Origin of the sequence: Marixanthomonas sp. SCSIO 43207, from assembly GCF_019904255.1 — a bacterium.
Taxonomy (GTDB): Bacteria; Bacteroidota; Bacteroidia; order Flavobacteriales; family Flavobacteriaceae; genus Marixanthomonas.
The window spans coordinates 672,981-695,321 of sequence record NZ_CP063203.1; the positions used below are offsets into that span (position 1 = coordinate 672,981).

At 35.6% G+C, this 22,341-nt stretch carries 17 protein-coding genes; 10 read left to right on the forward strand and 7 right to left on the reverse strand.

Features of this window, described 5'->3' with window-relative positions; genetic code table 11:
* Positions 1-5: 5 nt before the first annotated feature.
* The 4 genes from panC to INR76_RS03110 all read left to right on the forward strand — a co-directional run bounded on the left by panC (position 6) and on the right by INR76_RS03110 (position 3,393).
* Positions 6-851, forward strand: a complete 846-nt coding sequence (panC, locus tag INR76_RS03095; protein ID WP_223109198.1) for a pantoate--beta-alanine ligase — start codon at positions 6-8, stop codon at positions 849-851.
* 12 nt (positions 852-863) lie between these two features.
* The gene (gene panD / locus INR76_RS03100) at positions 864-1,214 is read left to right on the forward strand and encodes an aspartate 1-decarboxylase (protein ID WP_223109199.1); all 351 of its coding nucleotides are present in this window, start codon (positions 864-866) and stop codon (positions 1,212-1,214) included.
* Between the two features lies 1 nt (position 1,215).
* Positions 1,216-2,181, forward strand: coding sequence for a lysylphosphatidylglycerol synthase transmembrane domain-containing protein (locus tag INR76_RS03105; RefSeq protein ID WP_223109200.1), 966 nt, complete (start codon positions 1,216-1,218; stop codon positions 2,179-2,181).
* 63 nt (positions 2,182-2,244) lie between these two features.
* Entirely contained in the window at positions 2,245-3,393 is a 1,149-nt protein-coding gene (locus INR76_RS03110) for an alpha/beta hydrolase (RefSeq protein WP_223109201.1), read from the forward strand.
* Here INR76_RS03110 and INR76_RS03115 read toward each other — a convergent pair.
* The gene (locus tag INR76_RS03115; protein ID WP_223109202.1) at positions 3,390-4,037 is read right to left on the reverse strand and encodes a response regulator transcription factor; all 648 of its coding nucleotides are present in this window, start codon (positions 4,035-4,037) and stop codon (positions 3,390-3,392) included. The two genes, INR76_RS03110 and INR76_RS03115, sit on opposite strands and share 4 nt — an antisense overlap.
* Entirely contained in the window at positions 4,037-6,049 is a 2,013-nt protein-coding gene (locus INR76_RS03120) for a sensor histidine kinase (RefSeq protein ID WP_223109203.1), read from the reverse strand. Before INR76_RS03120 ends, INR76_RS03115 begins: the two co-directional genes overlap by 1 nt.
* A gap of 48 nt (positions 6,050-6,097) precedes the next feature.
* On the opposite strand from INR76_RS03120, the gene radA reads away from it, so the two are divergent.
* From radA to INR76_RS03135, 3 genes are all read left to right on the forward strand, one after another.
* Positions 6,098-7,459, forward strand: coding sequence for a DNA repair protein RadA (gene radA / locus INR76_RS03125; RefSeq protein ID WP_223109204.1), 1,362 nt, complete (start codon positions 6,098-6,100; stop codon positions 7,457-7,459).
* 33 nt (positions 7,460-7,492) lie between these two features.
* Positions 7,493-8,623 (forward strand): peptidoglycan DD-metalloendopeptidase family protein, encoded by a 1,131-nt coding sequence (locus INR76_RS03130; protein WP_223109205.1) that lies wholly within the window; start codon positions 7,493-7,495, stop codon positions 8,621-8,623.
* A gap of 67 nt (positions 8,624-8,690) precedes the next feature.
* On the forward strand, positions 8,691-10,055 hold the full coding sequence (locus tag INR76_RS03135) for an acyl-CoA dehydrogenase family protein (protein WP_223109206.1): 1,365 nt from the start codon (positions 8,691-8,693) through the stop codon (positions 10,053-10,055).
* On the opposite strand, the gene INR76_RS03140 is transcribed toward INR76_RS03135, so the two are convergent.
* Together INR76_RS03140 and INR76_RS03145 are read right to left on the reverse strand one after the other, a co-directional pair.
* Complete coding sequence (locus tag INR76_RS03140) at positions 10,052-11,005, reverse strand: OmpA family protein (RefSeq protein ID WP_223109207.1); 954 nt, start codon at positions 11,003-11,005, stop codon at positions 10,052-10,054. The genes INR76_RS03135 and INR76_RS03140 overlap by 4 nt on opposite strands.
* 18 nt (positions 11,006-11,023) lie before the next feature.
* On the reverse strand, positions 11,024-11,788 hold the full coding sequence (locus INR76_RS03145) for an exodeoxyribonuclease III (protein ID WP_223109208.1): 765 nt from the start codon (positions 11,786-11,788) through the stop codon (positions 11,024-11,026).
* Between the two features lie 239 nt (positions 11,789-12,027).
* Between INR76_RS03145 and INR76_RS03150 the strand changes: the two genes are divergently transcribed.
* Complete coding sequence (locus INR76_RS03150) at positions 12,028-15,501, forward strand: hypothetical protein (RefSeq protein ID WP_223109209.1); 3,474 nt, start codon at positions 12,028-12,030, stop codon at positions 15,499-15,501.
* A 53-nt stretch (positions 15,502-15,554) separates the two neighbouring features.
* Here INR76_RS03150 and INR76_RS03155 read toward each other — a convergent pair whose 3' ends face one another.
* The gene (locus tag INR76_RS03155; protein WP_223109210.1) at positions 15,555-18,485 is read right to left on the reverse strand and encodes a GEVED domain-containing protein; all 2,931 of its coding nucleotides are present in this window, start codon (positions 18,483-18,485) and stop codon (positions 15,555-15,557) included.
* 220 nt (positions 18,486-18,705) lie between these two features.
* On the opposite strand from INR76_RS03155, the gene INR76_RS03160 reads away from it, so the two are divergent.
* On the forward strand, positions 18,706-19,065 hold the full coding sequence (locus tag INR76_RS03160; RefSeq protein WP_223109211.1) for a hypothetical protein: 360 nt from the start codon (positions 18,706-18,708) through the stop codon (positions 19,063-19,065).
* A gap of 37 nt (positions 19,066-19,102) precedes the next feature.
* On the opposite strand, the gene INR76_RS03165 is transcribed toward INR76_RS03160, so the two are convergent.
* Positions 19,103-20,638 (reverse strand): glycine--tRNA ligase, encoded by a 1,536-nt coding sequence (locus INR76_RS03165; RefSeq protein WP_223109212.1) that lies wholly within the window; start codon positions 20,636-20,638, stop codon positions 19,103-19,105.
* Between the two features lie 64 nt (positions 20,639-20,702).
* Positions 20,703-21,584, reverse strand: a complete 882-nt coding sequence (locus tag INR76_RS03170; RefSeq protein WP_223109213.1) for a hypothetical protein — start codon at positions 21,582-21,584, stop codon at positions 20,703-20,705.
* Positions 21,585-21,662: 78 nt separating this feature from the next.
* On the opposite strand from INR76_RS03170, the gene INR76_RS03175 reads away from it, so the two are divergent.
* Positions 21,663-22,340: a ComF family protein gene (locus INR76_RS03175; protein ID WP_223109214.1), complete on the forward strand. Its 678-nt coding sequence runs from the start codon at positions 21,663-21,665 to the stop codon at positions 22,338-22,340.
* Position 22,341: the final 1 nt, after the last annotated feature.

Sequence of the window (22,341 nt, forward strand, 5' to 3'; positions counted from 1 at the left end):
TATTCATGAGCGTATATACTAATAAAGAATCGCTTTTAGCTTTTCTGAAACCTTGGCGGAAATCTAAAAAAATTGGTTTTGTTCCTACTATGGGAGCTTTACACGAAGGGCATTTAACTCTGGTTAAAAAAGCTCTCAAAGAAAACGATTGTGTGGTTGTGAGTATTTTTGTCAATCCTACGCAATTCAACAATCCAGAGGATTTAGAAAAATACCCTCGTGACCTTGACACAGATGAAGCCCTGTTAAACTCAATAGATAATAATATTGTTATTTACGCTCCAAACGCTCAAGAAGTATACGGTGATGATGTAGAAGCTACAGATTATAGTTTTGGCGGTTTAGAGTTTGAAATGGAAGGCAAACACCGTGAAGGGCATTTTAATGGTGTAGGCACGATACTAAATATTCTTTTCAGGAGTATTAAACCAGATAACGCTTATTTTGGACAAAAGGATTTTCAGCAATTACAAATAGTAAAAAAGCTAGTCAAAATTGAAGACCTTCCCATTACCATTGTAGGTGTTCCTATTGTTAGAGAAAAAAGTGGTCTCGCTCTCAGCTCTCGCAACAAACGCCTTACCGAAGAAGAAAAAAAAGAAGCAACGCTTTTATATAAAACCCTTTCTGAAGTTAAAGAAAAGTTTGCCTCACATACCATTTCAGAATTAAATGATTATGTGAAAGAAATTTTCAAAAATAACGACCAATTACTGCTAGAGTATTTTGAAATAGCTAACGAAAACACCTTGAAAACAGCTACAAAAAAATCTGAAAAAGAAAAATATAGAGCCTTTATAGCTGTTTTTATTGGTAAAATAAGATTAATAGATAATATGGCTCTAAATTAATACCTTTGCACTATGCAAATACATGTAGTAAAATCTAAAATTCACAGAGTTAAAGTTACCGGTGCAGACCTCAACTATATAGGCAGCATTACTATTGATGAAGATTTAATGGATGCCGCAAATATTATTGAAGGTGAAAAAGTACAAATTGTAAACAATAATAATGGCGAGCGATTAGAGACCTATGCCATTCCAGGACCCCGTAATAGTGGCGAAATCACACTCAATGGAGCTGCAGCCAGAAAAGTTGCCCCAGGTGACATATTGATACTTATCACATATGCTATGATGAGTATTGAAGAAGCCAAAAAATTTAAACCGGCTCTTGTTTTTCCAAATGAAGAAAACAACCTTTTAAAATAAGTTGAAAAAATCTTTCACAAAATTTTTAAAAATTGCCCTGCCATTGGCCTTGGGCATTTTTTTGGTGTATTACTCATACTCAAAATTTACACCAGAACAACTGGATGAAATTACATTTTACTTTAAAAAAGCAGACTATACATTTGTTGCATTATCTGTAATTCTCACCCTTATAAGCCATATTTTAAGAGCAACTCGATGGAATTTATTACTAGCTCCCATAGGCTTTAAGCCAAGAGTACTTAACAACTTTATGGCAATATCGGTAGCTTATTTAATGAATATGTTTATCCCAAAAAGTGGTGAAATATCAAGAGGTATCGTTCTCGATAAATATGAAGATGTTCCATTTGACAAAGGATTCGGTACCATAATATCAGAGCGAGTTGTAGACCTTGTGTTTTTAATGGCGTTTACTGCTCTGGCACTTTTCCTTCAGTTTGATGAACTATATGCCTTTTTGACTGAAACCATAAAACCTTCAAAACTCTTTATGGCATTTGGCGCTTTAGCCATCTTGGGATTGCTCTTTTTCGTTTTTCTGAAATATTCAAAATCAACTCTTCAAAAAAAATTAAAACAATTTTTGCTTGGGCTTAAAGATGGTGTATTCAGTATTTTTAAAATGAAGCAAAAAACATCATTTGTGATTCAGACGTTTTTAATCTGGGGATTGTATTTCTTTTCATTTTACACGGCTATGTTTGCCTTACCTGAAACAAGTTCAATTCCTTTTGGTACTGTTGTTATTGCATTTGTAGTTGGTAGTTTTTCATTTGCTTTTACCAATAGCGGTTTTGGCACCTATCCCTTTTTTGTGGCAGCAATTCTAGCGGTTTTCGGAATTGCCGAAACTGCAGGCACCGCTTTTGGCTGGATTGTATGGACCTCAAACATTTGTTCAATTGTATTTTTTGGCGGGCTTTCCTTTTTATTCTTACCTATCTATAACAAGGTAAAGGCATAAGTTTTCTTTTCAACAAAAAGTTTTAAATTTTAGTATCTTTCCAGTTCTAAAACTTGACCTTTTATGAAAAAAACAGCGATACTTCTCTTTTGCTTTTTAGTTTCTCTTTCCGCTTCAGCTCAAATTTTATATGAAGAATTTAATTCAGAAAAACTTCAAGAAACTCGAAAATTAAAAATACAATTGCCTAGAAATTATGACTCCAATACTGAAAAAGTTTACCCTATTGTAGTTGTACTTGACGCAGATTACTTGTTTGAGCCCGTGGCCGGAAACGTAGACTACCTTAGCTATTGGGAAGATATGCCAGAAAGCATTGTCGTTGGTATTATGCAAGGTGAAAAACGTTATGATGATTGTAATTATGATGACACTAATTTTTTTCCGGCAGATAAAGGAGCAGCATTTTTTGAGTTTATTGGTCTAGAATTGCTTCCGTTTATAGATAACAATTATCGAACAGCAAAATTTACCATTGCAGTAGGGCACGACTTTACAGCAAACTTTATCAATTACTACCTATTTAAAGACCCACCGCTATTTAATGGGTATATAAGTTTAAGTCCAGACCTAGCGCCTTTACTCGATGAACGTATACCACAACGTATTCCAGAAATAGAGTCTGAAATTTTTTACTATTTAGCCACCGGCACCGATGATATTCAATCTTTAATGGAAGTAACCAAACTTTTAAATGCTCCGTTGCAAAACATTGATTCAGAAAACTTTGAGTATTATTATGATAATTTTGATGGAGCTACACATTATTCATTGGTAAGTAGAGGCATACCCAATGCTCTTGAAAAAATATTTTCTGTATATCGCCCTATAAGTAAAAAAGAATATAGCGATGTTCTTTTAAAAATGGAATCACCAGTAGATGAATATTTAAAAGAAAAGTATAACACTATTGAAAACCTTTTTGCACTCACAAACCCAATACGAATAAACGATTTTATAGCAACTGCCACTGCTGCTGAAAAGTTAAAACAATGGGAATCTCTTCGTGAAATAGGAACTATGGCAAAAAAACAATATCCAGACATGAATATGGGCGATTATTTTTTAGGTCGCTATTATGAAGAAATTGGAGAGCCCAAAAAAGCAATGCGAACGTTTCAAGGTGCTTTTGATAAAGAAGAAACAGATTTTATAACCGTTGATATGTTATTGGATAGAGCAGATAAAATAAAAGCAGACTTTGGTTATTAGATTTTACTAATTAAAACCCTATTAAGCAACGCCCAGTTGGTTAAGGTGTTTGTTCCTTTTTCAAGCAGAAGTTTGTCTATAATATTACTACGGTGTTTTTCTACGGTACGCGTAGAGACAAAAAGCTCTTCGGCTATTTCAACTGTGTTTTTTTGTGAGGCAATTAATTTTAAGATAGTAACTTCAGAAGGTGTTAATGTTTTTAATTTTGTCATTTCTTCTGAAGCTGAATCTAAAGATGCCGTATCAAACGAGTTACTGAAATACTCTCTTCCGCTTAAAACGGTTTCCATACAACTATCTATTTCAACAAAAGAGTCTTCTTTTAATAGATAGCCATCAATCTGTAATGCCTTTGCTTGCACTACATACTCTGGTTCTCTATGAAATGAAAGGATTACAAATTTGGTCTCGCTATTTTTTTCTTTGGCAGTTTTTATTACTTCAAGACCGGTCATTAAAGGCATGTCAATGTCTAGTAAAGCAATATCTGGCTGTAGTTTAAGAATTAAATCTAGAGCTTTGGCTCCATTATTTGCTTGACCTATCACATTGTACCCATTTCTAGTAAGTTCTTCATTAAGGCCACTAAGTAACATAGGGTGATCATCTGCAATTACTATGGTAAAGTCTTTATCTATCATTATGTAGGGATTTGCAATAAGATTGAGGTTCCTTTTAAGTGAGCAGTTTCAATACTAAGTTTTGAGTGTATAATTTTGGCTCGTTCAAGTAATGTTTTCATTCCCAAGCTTTCTGAATTGTTTAATTGTTCGTTATACTCAAAGCCATCTCCATTATCTTTTATTAGAGCTTCTATTACTTTTCCTTTTTTTGATATTTGAACAGAAGCTGCTTTTGCTTGAGCATGTTTAACCATATTATTAAGTACTTCTTGAATGATTCTATATAAATGCAAGGCTTGGTCTGGGGTCAAGTCACTATCTATATTTTCAATTTCATTGGTAAAAAAGATATTTGTATTTGCATCTACTTCATTAATCATAGTTTCAATTGCCTTGGTAACTCCAAGTTTTTCTAGAGTTGCAGGATGCAAACCTCTTGATATACTTCGTAGCTCTTCTAGTGTAGTCCCTGCCAAAGATTCCATATCTCTATCACCAATAGTTTTTGTTTTTTTGGTAAGCAGCATAAGTTTTTGCCCCACACTATCGTGCAGTTCTCTAGCTACTCGAGTGCGTTCATCTTCTTGAGCTTTGATTAAATCTTGAGAAAAACGTTCCTGAAGTTTTTGTCGTTTCTTTGCTGCAAAACGAGATCGGGTTAACACCACGGCTCCAAAAAGACCCAACATCCCCAAACCACCAAAGAGCAACCATTGATTTTTTAGTCTATTTTCAGCATCAAGCAGTGCAATATCGCTTTGTTGCATTTCAATTTTTGCATCTCTTTTTTCGGTTTCATACAGGGTTTGATAATAACTTAAAGCGTTGACCTTTTGTACATTTGAGATAGAGTCTTTAATAGCTTCATAAGCTTTAAAGTGCTTATAAGCTTCAGCTTCATTATTGGTAACATCATAGATAGCTGCCAGAAACTTTTCAGCATTCATAATCCCTTCATAGTCACTGCTTTTTTTAGTTACTGCTAGATGTTCCTTAGCATATTGTAGTGCTTTGGGGTACTCTTTTTTTGCAAACCAAAAATGCTTTAATGCAGAATAGTAACCTCCAAGTCTATGGTGTTCACTATCTTGTATAGTGAGTTTTTCAAGTTTTGATAAGTATTTTCTTGCAAGCTCAAGGCTATCTGTTTCTGAATATGCGATACTAAGGTGTGAATATAAAATAGGATTATAAAAGGCATCGTGACCCGAGTTATCTGAAGCCTCTTTTGCTAATAGTAAGTTTTGTATTCGCTCTTTAGGTCTATTTTGTTTATTATCATCGGTCGCGGCATTCATATAAAAAGTCACCAAATGAGCATTACTATTGATGTTTTTTGCCAATGCTATTCCTTCCTTTCTTACTTGAGCAGCTTCTTTGTAAAACCCGTTTTGACTATACAAAATCGATAATGAATTATTAGCACTTATAATATTGAAGGTATCTTTAGATTTTTTAAATAGCTTAATTGATTCTTGTAACCCTTGTGAACTCTTTGCAAAATCACCAATTTGACTTTGCGTACCAGCCTTGTACATTGTAGCAAGACCTAATAAGCGTTGTTTGTTTGCTTTTTTTGCAAACGCAATTGTTGTGTCGTAATAGGCAATAGCTTTTTCATATTCTTTAGTAAAAAAATGGCTATCCCCAATATTTAAATACAACCTAGTCAAAATGGTTTCATCCTTTACTTCGGAAATTTTAGGTCTTATTTTCTCATACGCTACCAAAGCATCTTCAGGATTACCCATTGTATTATTTAAATAATCCATCCTGTTTGAAAGTTGGTCAATAGCAATATGCATTGAATCTAATTGAATTGCATATGATATAGTAGCTTGTAAAATTGAATCTGGATTGCGCTGGGTACTATAGAAAATATAGTCTGTTAAACTATCCATCCATCGCAACTTTTCTCCCTTTTCTGAAGAATTTATTTTCTGTTTTAATTCAATGATATGTTGTTCATTTTCTTGAGCATACATCGAAAAAACAAACAAACAAAAAAGCGAGAGTAAAAGTTGTTTCATGGGGGAACGCATTTACTTATGTAAATATACTTATTTTAGCAAAAGATTATGGCAAAAACCAAAACCACTTTTTTCTGTCAAAACTGCGGCGCACAATATTCAAAATGGCAAGGCAAATGTACGTCTTGCGGTGAGTGGAATACAATTGCCGAAGAAGTTATTCAAAAAGCTGAAAAAGTAAGCTGGAAACCTTCTTCAGCTACAGCAAAACGTGCTGCCAAACCGTTACGTGTTTCTGAAATCTCTGCCGTTTCAGAAGCAAGGATGAATACCAAAAACAATGAACTTAATCGTGTTTTGGGCGGTGGTCTCGTTCCCGGTTCGTTAACGCTTTTAGGCGGCGAGCCCGGTATAGGAAAAAGTACGTTGATGCTGCAAGTTGCTTTACAACTACCATACAAAACACTGTATGTTTCTGGTGAAGAAAGCGCACAACAAATTAAAATGCGTGCAGAACGCATACAACCGGTTTCAGAAAACTGCTTTATTCTTACCGAAACAAAAACACAAAATATTTTCAGAAATATTGAAGAAACCGAACCCGACATTGTTGTTATTGATTCTATTCAAACCTTGCATACCGATCATATTGAAAGCAGCGCAGGAAGTATCTCGCAAATAAGAGAAACCACCACAGAGCTTATTAAGTTTGCAAAAGAAACCGCAACCCCGGTCATTTTGATTGGGCATATTACTAAAGACGGTAACATTGCCGGTCCCAAAATTTTGGAACACATGGTTGACACCGTTTTACAGTTTGAAGGCGATAGAAATCACGTATACCGTATTCTTAGATCCCATAAAAATCGTTTTGGAAGTACAAACGAACTAGGAATTTATGAAATGCAAGGAAGCGGATTAAGAGAGGTGTCAAATCCTTCAGAAATATTAATTTCAAAAAACGAAGAAGATCTTAGCGGTACCGCCATTGCAGCAACTCTAGAAGGCATGCGCCCCTTGATGATTGAAATTCAAGCGTTGGTTAGTTCTGCCGTTTACGGAACACCACAACGAAGCGCAACCGGTTATAATGCGAAGCGCTTAAATATGTTATTGGCTGTTTTAGAAAAACGTGCCGGCTTTAAACTAGGTGCAAAAGATGTATTTTTAAATGTCACTGGCGGAATTTCGGTTGATGATCCTGCTATAGATTTAGCTGTCGTTGCCGCTGTGCTTTCTTCAAATATTGATGTAGCGATCGACAAATCATTATGTTTTGCTGCAGAAGTTGGTTTAGCCGGAGAAGTTAGACCTGTCACACGCGTAGAACAACGTATTCTTGAAGCTGAAAAATTAGGTTTTGGAAGTATTATAGTATCCAAACACTGCAAATTTCCGAAGCTAAAATTTACAATCAACATTATTAAAGTAGCCAAGGTTCACGATGTTGTGAGGCATTTATTTGGGTAAAGTTGGTATAGTTTCTGCAGGGTATGTATTGCTATGAAAAAAGAACTATATGGGCTTTTAATATTGCTCTTTTTATTGAGTTGTAAACAAATTCAAAAAGCAACAGATGTGGTTACTCAACCCACAGCAAGAGAAGTATACGAACGCAACTTTGATGACAATGACAAGCGGTTTACCTCTTGGAAAGCGGCTTACAACCGTGCCTTTACAGATAGTTTACAAATTAAGCTTCCATACACCGAAACAGGTATTATAAATGTAAAAAACAATGCGGTCTACAGCTATAATTTTTCAGTTAAAGAAGGAGAGAAATTAATTATTTCTACTGAAACCGAAATTGATTCACTTTCCCTTTTTATTGATTTATTTCAGAAACAAAACGACTCAGTATTTCAAAAAAAACCTAAAAAGAGTAATAGACCAAATAAATCAAGTATAGCTTATGAGGTAACCAAAAATGAATCTTTAAAGGTTGTCATTCAACCTCAACTACAAGGTACTACATCATTTACACTAAAAATTTACACCCTTCCTACGTACCAATTTCCGGTGAGTGGTGCCGGCAATAGAGATATTAAAAGTTTTTGGGGAGCCACACGAGATGGAGGGAAACGTTCACACGAAGGGGTCGATATTTTTGCAAAACGAGGCACACCTGTTGTTGCTGTGACCGACGGCCGCGTAAGCTCAACGGGCAACCGCGGTCTGGGCGGCAAACAAGTTTGGCTGCGTGATGGTTTATTTGGTAGTTCTATTTATTACGCACATTTAGATAGTATTGCAACCACAGGCGGTAAACGAGTAAAAAAAGGAGATACTTTGGGGTTTGTAGGAAACACCGGCAACGCCAAAACTACTGCTCCACATTTACATTTTGGCATTTACAAAGGCTACTCAGGAGCTGTAGACCCGCTACCTTTTATAAAAAAACAGCAAGCTCCAAAAAACAAAACTATAAATCGCATTTCCTTCGGAAAAGTAACTCGCAATAATGCCGAATTACGATTAGGCTCATCTACAAAATATCAGCAAATAGCTAGTTTAAGAAGAAATGACTCGGTTTCCATTCTAGGGAAAAACAATAGCTGGTTTCACATTCAAAAAAACGATTCGATAAAAGGGTTTATGCACCAATCTTTATTAAAAAGCGCACCTTCAAATTAACACTTCTTTAGGCTACAAACTAAAACAGACACGGTATCTTTAAGTTTCAATCTTTAAACTGAACCGTATGTCTTTCTTTTCAAAAATCAAACAGACCATCTCGCTTTTAAAAGAAGTTGATCTTGATGCGCTAGGTAAATTATCACAAAAAATAGATTTACCCGAAGTAATGACTGCTGTTGGTCAACTAGATGACCGTCAATTAAAAGGCTTGATGAAAATGCTGAAAAGTCAAGGCAAAAAAGGACAACACAAATTACCGCCAATCGATGGTGATTTTTATGATTTAAGTTTGAAGTTAACAGAACGCCAACGCGAAATTCAGCTAAAAGTGCGTCAATTTATGGAAAAGGAAATAAAACCAATTGCAAATGAATATTGGAATAAAGCCGAATTTCCTTTTGAAATTATCCCTAAAATGGCCAAACTAGATATCTGCGGAATTGCCTACGATGGTATTGGTCCCGACGAACAAAGCTTTTTAATGGAAGGTATTATCGCTATGGAATTGGCTCGAATTGATGTATCTATTTCAACTTTTTTTGGTGTTCACAGCGGACTAGCAATGGGTTCTATTTACGTATGCGGAAGCGAAGAACAAAAACAAGAGTGGCTGCCTAAAATGCAACGGATGGAAAAAATTGGTGCCTTTGGCTTAACCGAACCTGAAGTAGGCTCTGCAGTTGCCGGAGGATTGGGCACAACGTGTAAACGAGAAGGTGATGAGTGGGTTTTAAACGGACAAAAAAAATGGATTGGTAATGCCACCTTTGCCGATGTTGTAGTTATTTGGGCTCGTGATGAAGATAGTGGCAGAGCTAAAGGATTTCTGGTACGAAAAGGAAACCCCGGCTTTAAAACCGAAAAAATGGAAAATAAAATGGCGCTGCGAACCGTTCAAAATGCCTTAATTACTATGAAGGATTGCCGCGTTCCTGAAAGCGATCGTTTACAAAAATGCGAATCGTTTAAAGACACTGCCAAAGTACTTAAAATGACGCGCGCCGCAGTTGCTTGGCAAGCCGTAGGTTGTGCAAGAGGTGCGTATGAAAGCGCCTTAAAATACACCAAAAAGCGTGAGCAGTTTGGGCGACCTATTGCTTCATTTCAATTGATACAAAATCATTTGGTTGAAATGGTTTCAAATCTTACCGCGATGCAAACGCTTTGTTTTCGCCTATCAGAATTACAAGATGAAGACTTATTGACCGATGAACACGCTTCACTAGCCAAAGTATTTTGTAGTATGCGAACCCGTGATGTAGTAAGCCGGGCTCGAGAAGTAATGGGTGGAAATGGTATTTTACTAGAACACGATGTGGCCCGTTTTGTTGCCGATGCTGAAGCTATTTACAGTTATGAAGGCACCAAAGAAATAAACTCGCTTATTGTAGGTAGAGCGATTACTGGGTATAGTGCGTTTGTGAGTTAAATCTCATTCAACAGTTTTGAAATTTCATCAAGTTTTGGAGTTAAAATCACTTCGATCCTACGGTTTTTTGCTTTTCCTTCAGCAGTTGCGTTTGTTGCAATGGGTGCGTATTCTCCTCGACCCGCAGCTGTAAGATTATCTTTGGGTATTGAACCGTTTTCAGTCAAAATATTGACTATTGCTGTAGCTCTTTTGGTAGAAAGATCCCAGTTGTTTTTTAAAGGTCCGTTGCCGCCGTATGGTACATTATCAGTATGTCCTTCAATCAAAACGGCTATTTCAGGATTTTGTGCGAGTACATTCCCAAGCTGAACAACAGCTTGTCTTCCGCGTGAATTTACGGCCCAACTTCCGCTTTCAAAAAGCAACTTATTTTCCATAGAAACATAGACTTTTCCGTCACGCTGTTCTACAGTAAGACCATTGCCTTCAAAATTGGTTAACGCTGCCGAAATTGCATCTTTAAGTGCTTTCATTTTGGCATCTTTTGCGGCTATAATTCTTTCCAATTCATCAACACGTTTAGAACGGGCAGCTAAATCTTGTTGAAGCTTGTTTAATCGCTGACTTTCTGCAGCCAACGCACGTTCTTTTTCTTCTAGCTGTGCTAATAATTTTCGGTTGCGTTCCAAGTTTTCAGTCAATGCAGATGAACTATTTGCTTCTAGCGCATCATATGATTTTTGCAAACGGTTATAGTTTTTTTCTGAAGCGGCCAAATCCATTGCCAAACGAGTATTTTCGGCTTTTAATCTTTCTATTTCATCTCGCAATTGATCAACTGAATACACCTTCCCATCTGATGAAGCATTGTCTAATTGATTCATTAACGATTCATTTTCTGCTTTCAGAGCAGCATAACGGTCTTTTAAATCGTCATAAATTTTTGATGAAACGCATGAAGTAGAAATTGATGCGATTAATATTCCGAAGAACAATTTTTTAAGCATAATTAAAGATTTGGAGATTTAAAATTCAAGTTCAACCAACAACGGACAATGGTCACTATGTTTGGCTTCGGGTAATATAACGGCTCTTTTTAAATTTTCTTGTAAAGGCTGAGCAACCATATTATAATCTATACGCCATCCTTTGTTATTGTTGCGAGCATTAGCGCGATAACTCCACCAAGTATAATGGTGTGGTTCTTTATTAAAGTGGCGAAATGAATCTATAAAACCACTATCAATAAAGTTGCCAATCCATTCACGTTCAACCGGTAAAAACCCAGATACATTTTTATTTCGCACCGGATCGTGAATATCAATTGCTTGGTGACAGATATTGTAATCACCGCAAATAACGAGATTGGGAATTTGTTGTTTCAACTCATCTACATAGTGTTGAAAATCATCCATAAATGTGAGTTTATGTTCTAAACGAGCAATATTGGTTCCGCTAGGAAGGTAAAGGCTCATTACTGAAAGGTTATCAAAATCTACTCGCACATTTCGGCCTTCGTGATCCATGTAATCAACTCCGGTTCCATACGCAACGTTATTGGGTTCTGTTTTTGAAAAAATTGCTACACCGCTATACCCTTTTTTTTGAGCACTGTACCAGTATTGATACGGATAGCCGGCTTCGGTGATGGCATCGGTGTCTACTTGTTCTTTCATCGCTTTGGTTTCTTGAATGCAGATTACATCTGGATTGGCGTTTTGAATCCAATCAAGAAATCCTTTTCTAATAGCTGCTCTAATTCCGTTTACGTTGTAAGAAATAATTTTCATAACATTTCCCGTGTAGACGGGAATCTTTTTAATAAGTTAGTATTCTTTTTATAAAAAAAGGCAAGTTAAAAAAATCTAGTATACTTTGATCAACGGTAAATTTGATTCTTTATACTTAGTTTAGGTAAGATTCCTGCCTACGCAGGAATTAAGTTGCATTTGTACCCTACGGAATACTTGAAAGGTTTTCCTAAAATAATTCACAAAATAAAAAGACTTATAGTAAGTTGTATAAGGTAATGAAGTTGTATCTGTTTCTTTTTGCGTTTTGTATTGCCGCAGTTGGCTTTGCGCAAGATACCTTGTCTAACTACCGAACCAAAAAAACCGTTGTTAATGATACGGTTGTAGTAGATAGTTTTAGTATCAATCCGGCACGTTTTCGGGTTTTTGATCAATCAGGTTCTGTCATAGACTCATTATCTTACAGGGTTGATTATAAAAACGGAATCGTTACTTTTTCTGAAGAAGCACAACAATTACAAGATTCAATTACTATTGAGTATTTACGGTATCCCCTTTTTTTAACACGTGATTACTATACATTTGATAAAAACCTAATAGTTGAAGAAACCGGAGCTATTGAAAAACTATATTCTCTTGAAGAAAGCACAGATAATAGCGCCTTCACACCTTTTGACGGTTTAAACACGGTAGGAAGCATTTCACGCGGTGTGACAATTGGTAACAATCAAAATGCGGTGCTCAATTCACAATTAGATCTTCAAATAACCGGAAAATTAAGCGAAAAGGTCTCTATAAGAGCTTCTATTCAAGATGCTAACATTCCTACACAAGAAGGCGGTTATTCTCAAAGCTTGGATGAGTTTGATCAAATTTTTATTGAATTATACAGTGACAAATGGAAGATTAGAGCTGGTGATGTAGATCTTGAAAACAATAATAGTTACTTTGGTCGGTTTACCAAAAAAGTACAAGGGATTGCTCTAGGAGGTACTTTTGATCATAAAAACGGAGCACAAACTTCTGCTTTTGCTAGCGGAGCCATTGTACGTGGTGTTTTTCAACGTAGTCAATTTACCGGACAAGAAGGAAACCAAGGTCCATACAAACTAGTAGGACCCAATGGTGAATTATTCATTTTAATTGTTTCAGGAAGTGAACGAGTTTATGTTAATGGCTTGCTTTTACAAAGAGGAGAAAACAATGATTATGTGATAGATTATAATGCCGGTGAGATTACTTTTAATTCAACCTATCCTATCACAGCCAATATGCGTATTACGGTTGAATATCAATATACTGATAGAAACTACACTCGCTTTATAGGTTATGGTGGCGGAAATTACAGCAGCGAAAAGTTGGATATTGGTACGTATATATATTCTGAAAATGATGCTAAAAATCAACCGTTGCAACAAAATTTATCTGAAGAGCAAGTAGCAATTTTACAAGCTGCCGGTGATGATATGGAAGCCATGACAGCACCTTCAGCTATTCAAGATACATATTCAGAAAATAAAATATTATATAGAAAGGAAATTATAAACGGTGAAGAAGTATTTGTTTTTTCAAACAACCCTGATGATGAGTTATTCAGTGTTCGGTTTACGTTGGTGGGTGATAATCAAGGTAATTATGTTGTAAGCAATCAAAGTGCTATAAGCCGTATTTTTGAATATGTACCACCGGTAAATGGTATTCCGCAAGGTAATTATGAACCTATAATTCAATTAAATGCACCAACAAAACTTCAAATAGGAGGGTTGAATGGAAATTATCATCCTTCAGAAAAAACTACCATTGGTTTTGAGGTTGCAGGAAGCAAAAATGACCTGAATTTATTCTCAAATATTGATGATAACAATAATGATGGTTTTGCCGGTAGATTAACAGCTAGACAGCGATTGCTCACCACACAAGACTCATTACAACTTGATGGTTTTGCTACAGTAGATTATATTAATAAAGATTTCAGAACTATTGAGCGGTTGTATAATATTGAATTTAACCGAGATTGGAATTTAATTAATCCATTGGGCAATCAACGATATGCAACCGGAGGAGTCGTGTTTTCTGACCCACAGATTGGTAATGCAACGTATGAATTTCAAAATTTAGACTTTTCTGAAAACTTTAGCGGAATACGTCACGTAACTTCTTCTGTAATTCAGTTAAAAAAACTGAGAAGTAAAACCAATGCAAGTTATCTAAAAAGCAAAGGAGATTCTCTAGACAGTAAATTTGTGCGTTTGGCAAATACTACTACGTATTCATTACATAAAAGTTGGGTTGGTGGTAAAATAGGATATGAAGATAATCAAGTACGTACTATTACCAATAGCCAATTAAGTCCTGTAAGCCAAAAGTACCAATCATACGAAGGATTTGTAGGAATTGGCGATAGCACACAAGTATTTGTAGAAGCCGGTTATAGACATCAAATTAATGATAGTATTTATAATGCTAAGCTTCAGAAAGTAAATAGTTCAAATACATATTACCTGAAATCAAAGCTTATCAACTCAGAAAACACACAACTTTCTGTATTTGCTAATTATCGTGTTTTGAAAAGGGAAGGTTTTGATAATGAAAACAACACAGGTGTAAATGATTCATTAAAACTACCTAACACAAAACGTGAAGAACAGCTTGAAAAATCTTTAAACTCCCGTATTATATACAACCAATCGCTATTTGACAATGGTATACGTTTAAATACAACATTGGAGTCAAACAACGGTGTGATACCAAGGCAAGAATTTACATATGTAAAAGTTGATCCCGGGCAAGGTATTTACACCTGGAATGATTATAACAATAATGGTGTTCAAGAACTGGAAGAATTTGAGGTTGCGCAGTTTCAAGATCAAGCAGAGTATGTAAGGGTATTGCTTCCCAATCAATTATTTATAAAAATTAGGCAAAATAAATTTAGTCAGATTGTAACGCTCAATCCGCAGCAATGGTCTGGTAAAGAAGGTATTTTTAAATTTCTTTCAAAGTTTTACAATCAAACTTCATATGTAATTGATAGAAAAGTGAGACGTACTAACGATGGCTTTAACATTAACCCATTTGAAGATGGCGGTGATGATCAATTGGGACTAAATCTTAACTTCAGAAACGCGTTATTTTTCAACAGAGGTAAACAGCGCTATACAACTAGTTATACCTATATTTCAACTTCTAGTGACAATTTACTGTCTGTGGGGCTTCAGAAAAACACCATACAAAGCCACCAATTTAATTTTAATCATAAAGTTTGGGAAAGTTGGTTGTTTAATGTAAAAGGTTCTTTGGGTAACAACAAAAGTGTTTCTGAAAATTTTCCTGGCAGAAATTACAAGCTGGACACCTATGATTTTCAACCTAAAGTTTCTTATTTATTAAATAGACAAACTCGCTTTGATGTTTTTTATGAATACGGAAATAAAAACAATACACTTGGTGATATGGAAGAATTAAACCAACAGAAATTGGGTGCTTCTTTTTCTTTTAATAATGCTGAAAAAATCTCAATGAATGGTGAGTTTAACTATATAACCAATGATTTTTCGGGAAGTGCTTTTTCACCGGTTGCTTATCAAATGCTAGAAGGTTTGCAACCCGGAACCAATTTTACTTGGCAGGTTTTGTTTCAAAAGAGAATTACTAAATATCTAGATGCCAATCTATCTTATTTTGGGCGTAAGAGTGAAACTTCAAAAACTATTCATACCGGCAGTGTACAATTGAGAGCATATTTTTAAACAAAAAAAGGCGAAGTGATTACTTCGCCTTTTAATCTATTAATTAGAAAAGTTTATTCAACGATAATACGTTTTACTTTTCCTAATTTACTGTTTCCTATTTTAACTAAATATACTCCACTCTTAACGTAAGACATATTTAACTCATAGTTATATCCTTGCCCTTCATTTTCAAGCGCACGGTATAGTAAACGTTGACCAAGCACATTGTATACAGAAAGTTCTAGCTTATCTGTGATAGCTTGTGTCTTTAATGAAACGTCATATAGGTTTTTACCTTTTTTAAGTACGGTAAATTCTGCTTCAGCAAATGGGTTATCGTTAACTCCTAGCGGATCAAAAATATTAACCATATAATCTTCTGTTTCACCATAAGTTGTTTCTTCACAAGCATCATCTGGTACAGGATCATCCCAGTTTGTCTTCGCACGCATTAAGTGTTGACCTAAAGAAGCACCTGCAGGAATAACAAGATCCATAGTTTCAGTATACGTACCAGATCCTTGGTTATCTGCAATCTCGTAGTTATCAACTACTAGTTCGTCTAGTGTAAACACAAAGTCATCGTTAAAGTCAACCCAAACTCTTACAAATTGGTTACCGTATCCGGTTGTAATAGTAAGATCGTTTGTAGAATCAACTTCAAGATCTGTAGATAGGTTTGTATAGTCTCCATAACCATTAGGATCACAACCTGATGAGTTGTTTATATCACCTACTTGGAATAAACGAATACCATCTCCTGTAGTACAGCTTGATTCTGGCTGACAGTTTGAGTTTACAACAAGTTTTGTTGCTTCATCATTTGATGTATCACTATCATTTGGTAATGAAGTACTAGCTGAAAAATTGTACGTTCCAAAAGCAGAAAGGTCTGCATCTTGAGTAAAAGTATAACTCATATCTGAGTTTCCTTCAAGAGGTCCTGCTACTGTTTCAGTTACTATAGTTCCGTTAACATCATATGATACATCAAAGTTTGATTGCGGCTCACCACCAAAGTTATTGATTGTTACAGTAACGGTTTCAGAAGCTGTTAAGTTAGTTCCTGAATTTGGCGAAGTTATTGAAGTAACACCAATATCATTAGGTTCTAAGTAAGTAACTTCTTTTGTAGTTGCATCGTTTGTATTGTCTTCATCTGCACCATAATCTGTAGATGCAGTTATAGAATAAGTTTCACCTACTGTAGACAAATCTGCTTGAGCGCTAAAAGTATATTGAGCTGAAGTAGCAGAAGCTAAAGGTCCTGCAAAAGTTTCAGTTACCACTGCTCCTCCATCAACTTGATAGGTAACATCAAAGTTTGATGCAGAGTTTTGTCCAAAATTGAAAATAGTAATAGTTACATCTTCATTTGCAGATAATGTTCCTGTTTCTGGTTGGTCAATACTAACAACACCTACATCATCATTAAAGTTTGGCGCAATCTGGAATACACCAACAACGTCTTTTCTACCACTATTCATATATTCATTAATAAACCAAAACTCTTTGTCATTATTAGGATCAAGGTCTATTTTACTGTAATCACCATATCGCAATCCAGGAATGTTTTGATTACCTGCTGCAATAAGCTCTTCAGAAACAGTCATAGTATTGATAGGATCACCTGCAAATCTTCCGGTATAGTATGAACTTACTCTAAAATCTGTTGGGTTTGGTGTATCTGGTCCTGCCATTGCAGTATATCCCATACCAATGTTCCCTTGTAAATCCATCATCATACTAGCATGCCAAGCGTGCTTTCCGTCTGGTGATGTATAAGTTCCTTCTTGGTGAATGGTCCAAGGTTGTCCATCGCCTGATTGACGCAACTCAAACCAACGTATACCGGCTAACTCGCCACTTGAAGCATCTGTATCTACTACAAAGTTGAATACTGCAGAGTTGTGACCAGAAAATTTTCTGAATTGTGCCTGATTCATAATCGTAGCTTGTAATGCATCAATTGCAATACCTCCATTAGGCTGTGTCAAGTTTGAGAAACTACCTCCGTCAAAAACAGAAATAAAAGGAGTAGTTACTAGTTCGTTAGGTTGTGAAATCTCTGAGTTTCCTGGTGTATCCCAATCCACATCTACTGTCCATAACTTTACGTGATCTTCAGAAACACCACTCCAAGCGTCATCTTGAAGGTATAAAATAGGCGCACTTCCTGCAGCAGGCAAGTTATCGTCAGTAACGTTTAAAGCCTGAGGACTGTAAAAACCACTGGTTTGAATTCCTGGCAGAGGAAATCCTATTATTTGAGCGTTTGGATCACCTGCTAACATAGCATCTCTTTCTAACGCATAAATGCGGTTACTTGAATTTGATGTATTATCTGTAATATAATATGCATCACTCCATACAGAAAGCTTTTGGTAATCATTTACAGAAGGTATTGTATATGTATACCACCCGTCGTTGATTGGGTCTGGACCATCAGAAACTGCAATTTGCGCTCCAGATCCAAGGAAAGTTAACACCCATCTATCTGCAGCATTATCATATGAAACAGTAAGATCACAACATCCTCCACTTGGGAAAATTGTGGGATTAGGAGAAATTTGTCCAGTTAAAGCGTTTCCGTCTTTATCATAAATAATAAAACCTGTATTAAAAACAACAAATACGTGATCTGGACCAACGGCTAATGCCGGATCGGTTGGTTGAGAACTAGATTCTGCAGCATCAAATACCAAACTTGGTGATCTACCAGGAATTTTACCGGCTAATTTGTGAGGGTTGCGCACAAAGTAATCGTTTTCAGTTTGTGGATCTTTTCCAGGTACAACATTGTTTTTTGAAGATCTTGCATCTTTCATTTCCTGCTCTTTTACTCTAGCAGGTTGTAGGTTTGTTTGTGAGGAAATGGAAGGAACTTTTTGCATGGAAATTGCTTTTCCAATAAAGGTTGGTTTCTCTCCATTTTTCTCTTGTGCTTCTGCTGAAAAAATCGCCAGCATAAACAGCACGAGTAGGGATAGTTTTAACTTCATTTTATTAGTTTTAGTTAATAATTTCTTAATTCGATAAAAATACAATGTCTTCTTTGAAATACAAGAGAGGTCAACGTTAAATTTTATCATCTATCTCATTAAAACCAATAAATAATGTGAAATAAAGCCCTATTTTCTCAAAACAATTTTAAAGTCTTAAAAAAATTGTTTTTTATCCTGCATTATTTGTAATTTCACTACTTAATAAAACCTACTACTTATGACACTATTAAAATTCAGTTTTGGATTTTTATTCTTCTTTGCAATAGCTTGTAATAGCTCAAAAGAAACAACACAAGACACAACAGAAATGAACTCGGTAAAACAGCAAGATGAACAAAAAATGATGGATGCCGGCTTTAAAAAAGGTGTTGTTGTATATTCAAACGCTGAAGGTGATTGCCCATACACAATTAAGCTTGAAGAAGGTGACACTTACTACGATCCTATAAATCTAGAAGAAAACTATAAAACTGATGGAGAGAAGGTTTGGTTTCAGTTTAACCCGTTACGAAGAATGAATCGTTGTGTGAAAGCCAACCCTGTATATGTTTCTAAGATAAAAAAAAGAGCAGAATAAATCCCGCTCTTTTTATAAGTAATTAATCCTATTTATATTACTGAAGCCAATCTTTATAAGAAATACTTCTTTTAAGTTTTTCTGAAATTTCTGAAATGGCAATACGTTCCTGTTCCATTGTATCACGGTCTCTTATGGTTACCGTATTGTCCTCTTTAGTTTGGTGATCAACGGTTATACAAAATGGTGTTCCGGCGGCGTCTTGTCTACGGTAGCGTCTTCCTACAGCGTCTTTTTCATCATAGGTAACATTGTAATCCCATTGCAATTCTTCAATAATTTTTTCGGCTATTTCAGGCAAACCATCTTTTTTAACAAGAGGCAAAATTGCCGCTTTTGTTGGTGCTAGAATTGCCGGAATTTTTAACACTGTACGTGTTGTTCCGCCTTCCAGTTCTTCTTCTTCTAGAGAATTACTTAGTACCGCTAAAAACATTCTGTCAAGACCAATAGAGGTTTCAACTACGTAAGGCACATAGTTTTTATTCATTTCAGGATCAAAAAACTGTAATTTTTTTCCGCTGTGCTCTTCATGTGCTTTTAGATCAAAATCGGTACGGGAATGAATTCCTTCCAACTCTTTAAATCCGAATGGGAAGTTAAATTCTATATCGGCTGCGGCGTTTGCGTAATGAGCCAACTTTTCGTGGTCGTGGAAACGGTAGTTTTCTTCTCCCATACCTAAAGACAAGTGCCATTTTAAACGGGTTTCTTTCCAGTATTCGTACCATTTTAATTCATCACCGGGACGAACGAAAAATTGCATTTCCATTTGTTCAAACTCCCGCATACGAAATATAAATTGACGCGCTACAATTTCATTTCTGAAAGCTTTTCCGGTTTGTGCAATACCGAAAGGGATTTTCATTCGGCCGGTTTTTTGCACATTTAAAAAGTTTACAAATATCCCTTGAGCAGTTTCAGGACGCAAATACAAATCGGTTGCGTTTTCTGCAGATGCACCAAGCTTTGTACCAAACATTAGGTTAAATTGTCTTACCTCTGTCCAGTTTTTACTTCCGGTTTCTGGACAAGCAATACCCAATTCTTCGATTAATGCTTTTACATCTTTCAAGTCTTCAGCAGCTAGAGATTTTGCCATACGGCTTAATACTTCTTTTTGCTCGTTTCTATATCGCACTACGCGCGGGTGTGTACTTACAAATTGAGCTTCGTCAAAATCATCACCAAAACGTTTCTTTGCTTTTGCAATTTCTTTTTGTGCTTTTTGCTCTAGTTTTTCAGCATAGTCTTCAATTAAAACATCTGCTCTGTACCGCTTTTTTGAGTCTTTATTATCAATTAGCGGATCTGTAAATGCATCTACGTGACCAGAAGCTTTCCAAGTAGTAGGATGCATTAATATTGCTGCATCTATTCCTACTATATTTTGGTGCATATACACCATACTTCGCCACCAGTATTCACGAATGTTCTTTTTGAGCTCTACTCCATTTTGTGCATAATCATAGACAGCACTAAGCCCGTCATATATTTCACTGGACGCAAATACGTATCCGTATTCTTTTGCGTGAGAGACTACCTTTTTAAAATGATCATCGTTGTTTGCCATACCGCAAAAATAAAAAAACCGCTACGATAACACCGTAGCGGTTTTAAAAATTTTTAATGTGATTTTATTTTAATTCCATAGTGGTTGTAGCTACTTGGTTTTCTCCATCAAAAACATTTACGGTGTAACGTCCTTCAATAAGGTTGTTTTCTGTGGCATCTACCAATACACATACATCTAATTCTTCATTTTCATAAAATACAGTTGTTTTTGCACTGTAATTTAACACGCCATTTTCAAACCCTATGGTTTCCTTTACTCCTAGTAAATTATTTTTTGGGTTAATAACTTGCACGTATAGGTCACGATCTCCACTTTTAGCAATTACGTTGGGAGCCAATGTAAAGCAAGCTCTTATTTTGTCTGCTCTACTAGCTCTACGTGTATCTACAACTTTTCCGCTATTTCTTATAATGACTGCTTCACCTCTTAAATCGGTTGCTTTTACAATAGAACCTTTTTTAATAGTTTCTGCCATTGTGGTGTTTTCTTCATTTACAGAGTCTACAACCTTTATGGTTTCATCTAAAACTGTTTTGGTACTGTCACGCTCCATCGCTATACGTTTGTTTACGGCTATTAAACTGTCTGCGCGCTTAAAAAGCATGGTACGTTCACGCTTAAGTCTTCCTACTTCCGTTTTATAACGTTCAATAAGCAATACGTTTGCTTCAGCATCTTTAACCGAATCTAACAACAACTCAATACGCTCACGAGCATCTAGAAGTTTTTTATCTTTCAGTTCGTTATCTTGAATTACCTCATCATAATTGGCGATAAGTTCTTCTAGCTCATTTTCTATTGTTACTTTTTGTTGCTCAAGCCCAGTTACTTTATCTTTACTATCATTGTAAAGTGTCACTGTATAGACGGCGAGGGCAATTAACAATACAGATAATACTCCTATGAGTATTTTAAACTTTGTTCCGTTGGTTTCTGAACTCATTTCAAATTGGTTTAAATTGCTAAAATACTAAGGTAGTGATAACTGAAACGTTTAAAAAATGGTAAAAAATCTTAAAATATGTTAAATCTTTTGTTTCCTACTGTTTGCAACGGTTGCCAAGAATTACTTTTGAAAGATGAGACTATTATTTGCACTGCTTGTCGTTACAATTTGCCGTTGGCTTGTCATCATAGAACAAATGACCTTACTTTTTTAAACATGTTTTATGGACGATTTGCTTTGGAAAACGCGACGGCTTTATTACAATTTCAGAAAAGAGGCATTACTCAAAATATACTTCATAATTTAAAATACAGAAATCAAGAAAATATAAGTTCGTTTTTTGGTAAATGGCTTGGAGCAGAACTTGCAGAAAACAAAGATTACAAAACGGTTGATTTGGTTATACCGGTGCCTTTACATAAACAAAAGTTAAAAAAACGAGGCTATAATCAAGTAGCGGGTTTTGGTAAAGAAGTAGCTCAAGCTTTAGCTGTTCCCTATAAAGATGATGTTTTATTGAAAGTTTCAAAAACCACCTCACAAGTTTTTAAAGAACGTTTTTCACGCTTTAATTCTTCTTGGAAACAAGAAGGTGTTTTTTCACTACAAAATATAGAGCATATCAAAAACAAACATATTTTATTGGTTGATGACATAGTAACAACCGGAGCAACACTTGAAAACTGCGCCAACCAACTTTTAAAAGCAAACAATGTAAAACTTAGCTTTGCTACTATTGCTATTGCAACATAAA

Excerpts from the sequence above, each read along its gene's own strand:
- panC (WP_223109198.1), top strand. The coding sequence starts at position 6 with ATGAGCGTATATACTAATAAAGAATCGCTTTTAGCTTTTCTGAAACCT.
- panD (WP_223109199.1), top strand. The coding sequence starts at position 864 with ATGCAAATACATGTAGTAAAATCTAAAATTCACAGAGTTAAAGTTACC.
- INR76_RS03110 (WP_223109201.1), top strand. The coding sequence starts at position 2,245 with ATGAAAAAAACAGCGATACTTCTCTTTTGCTTTTTAGTTTCTCTTTCC.
- INR76_RS03115 (WP_223109202.1), bottom strand. The coding sequence starts at position 4,037 with ATGATAGATAAAGACTTTACCATAGTAATTGCAGATGATCACCCTATG.
- INR76_RS03120 (WP_223109203.1), bottom strand. The coding sequence starts at position 6,049 with ATGAAACAACTTTTACTCTCGCTTTTTTGTTTGTTTGTTTTTTCGATG.
- radA (WP_223109204.1), top strand. The coding sequence starts at position 6,098 with ATGGCAAAAACCAAAACCACTTTTTTCTGTCAAAACTGCGGCGCACAA.
- INR76_RS03130 (WP_223109205.1), top strand. The coding sequence starts at position 7,493 with ATGAAAAAAGAACTATATGGGCTTTTAATATTGCTCTTTTTATTGAGT.
- INR76_RS03135 (WP_223109206.1), top strand. The coding sequence starts at position 8,691 with ATGTCTTTCTTTTCAAAAATCAAACAGACCATCTCGCTTTTAAAAGAA.
- INR76_RS03140 (WP_223109207.1), bottom strand. The coding sequence starts at position 11,005 with ATGCTTAAAAAATTGTTCTTCGGAATATTAATCGCATCAATTTCTACT.
- INR76_RS03145 (WP_223109208.1), bottom strand. The coding sequence starts at position 11,788 with ATGAAAATTATTTCTTACAACGTAAACGGAATTAGAGCAGCTATTAGA.
- INR76_RS03150 (WP_223109209.1), top strand. The coding sequence starts at position 12,028 with ATGAAGTTGTATCTGTTTCTTTTTGCGTTTTGTATTGCCGCAGTTGGC.
- INR76_RS03155 (WP_223109210.1), bottom strand. The coding sequence starts at position 18,485 with ATGAAGTTAAAACTATCCCTACTCGTGCTGTTTATGCTGGCGATTTTT.
- INR76_RS03160 (WP_223109211.1), top strand. The coding sequence starts at position 18,706 with ATGACACTATTAAAATTCAGTTTTGGATTTTTATTCTTCTTTGCAATA.
- INR76_RS03165 (WP_223109212.1), bottom strand. The coding sequence starts at position 20,638 with ATGGCAAACAACGATGATCATTTTAAAAAGGTAGTCTCTCACGCAAAA.
- INR76_RS03170 (WP_223109213.1), bottom strand. The coding sequence starts at position 21,584 with ATGAGTTCAGAAACCAACGGAACAAAGTTTAAAATACTCATAGGAGTA.
- INR76_RS03175 (WP_223109214.1), top strand. The coding sequence starts at position 21,663 with ATGTTAAATCTTTTGTTTCCTACTGTTTGCAACGGTTGCCAAGAATTA.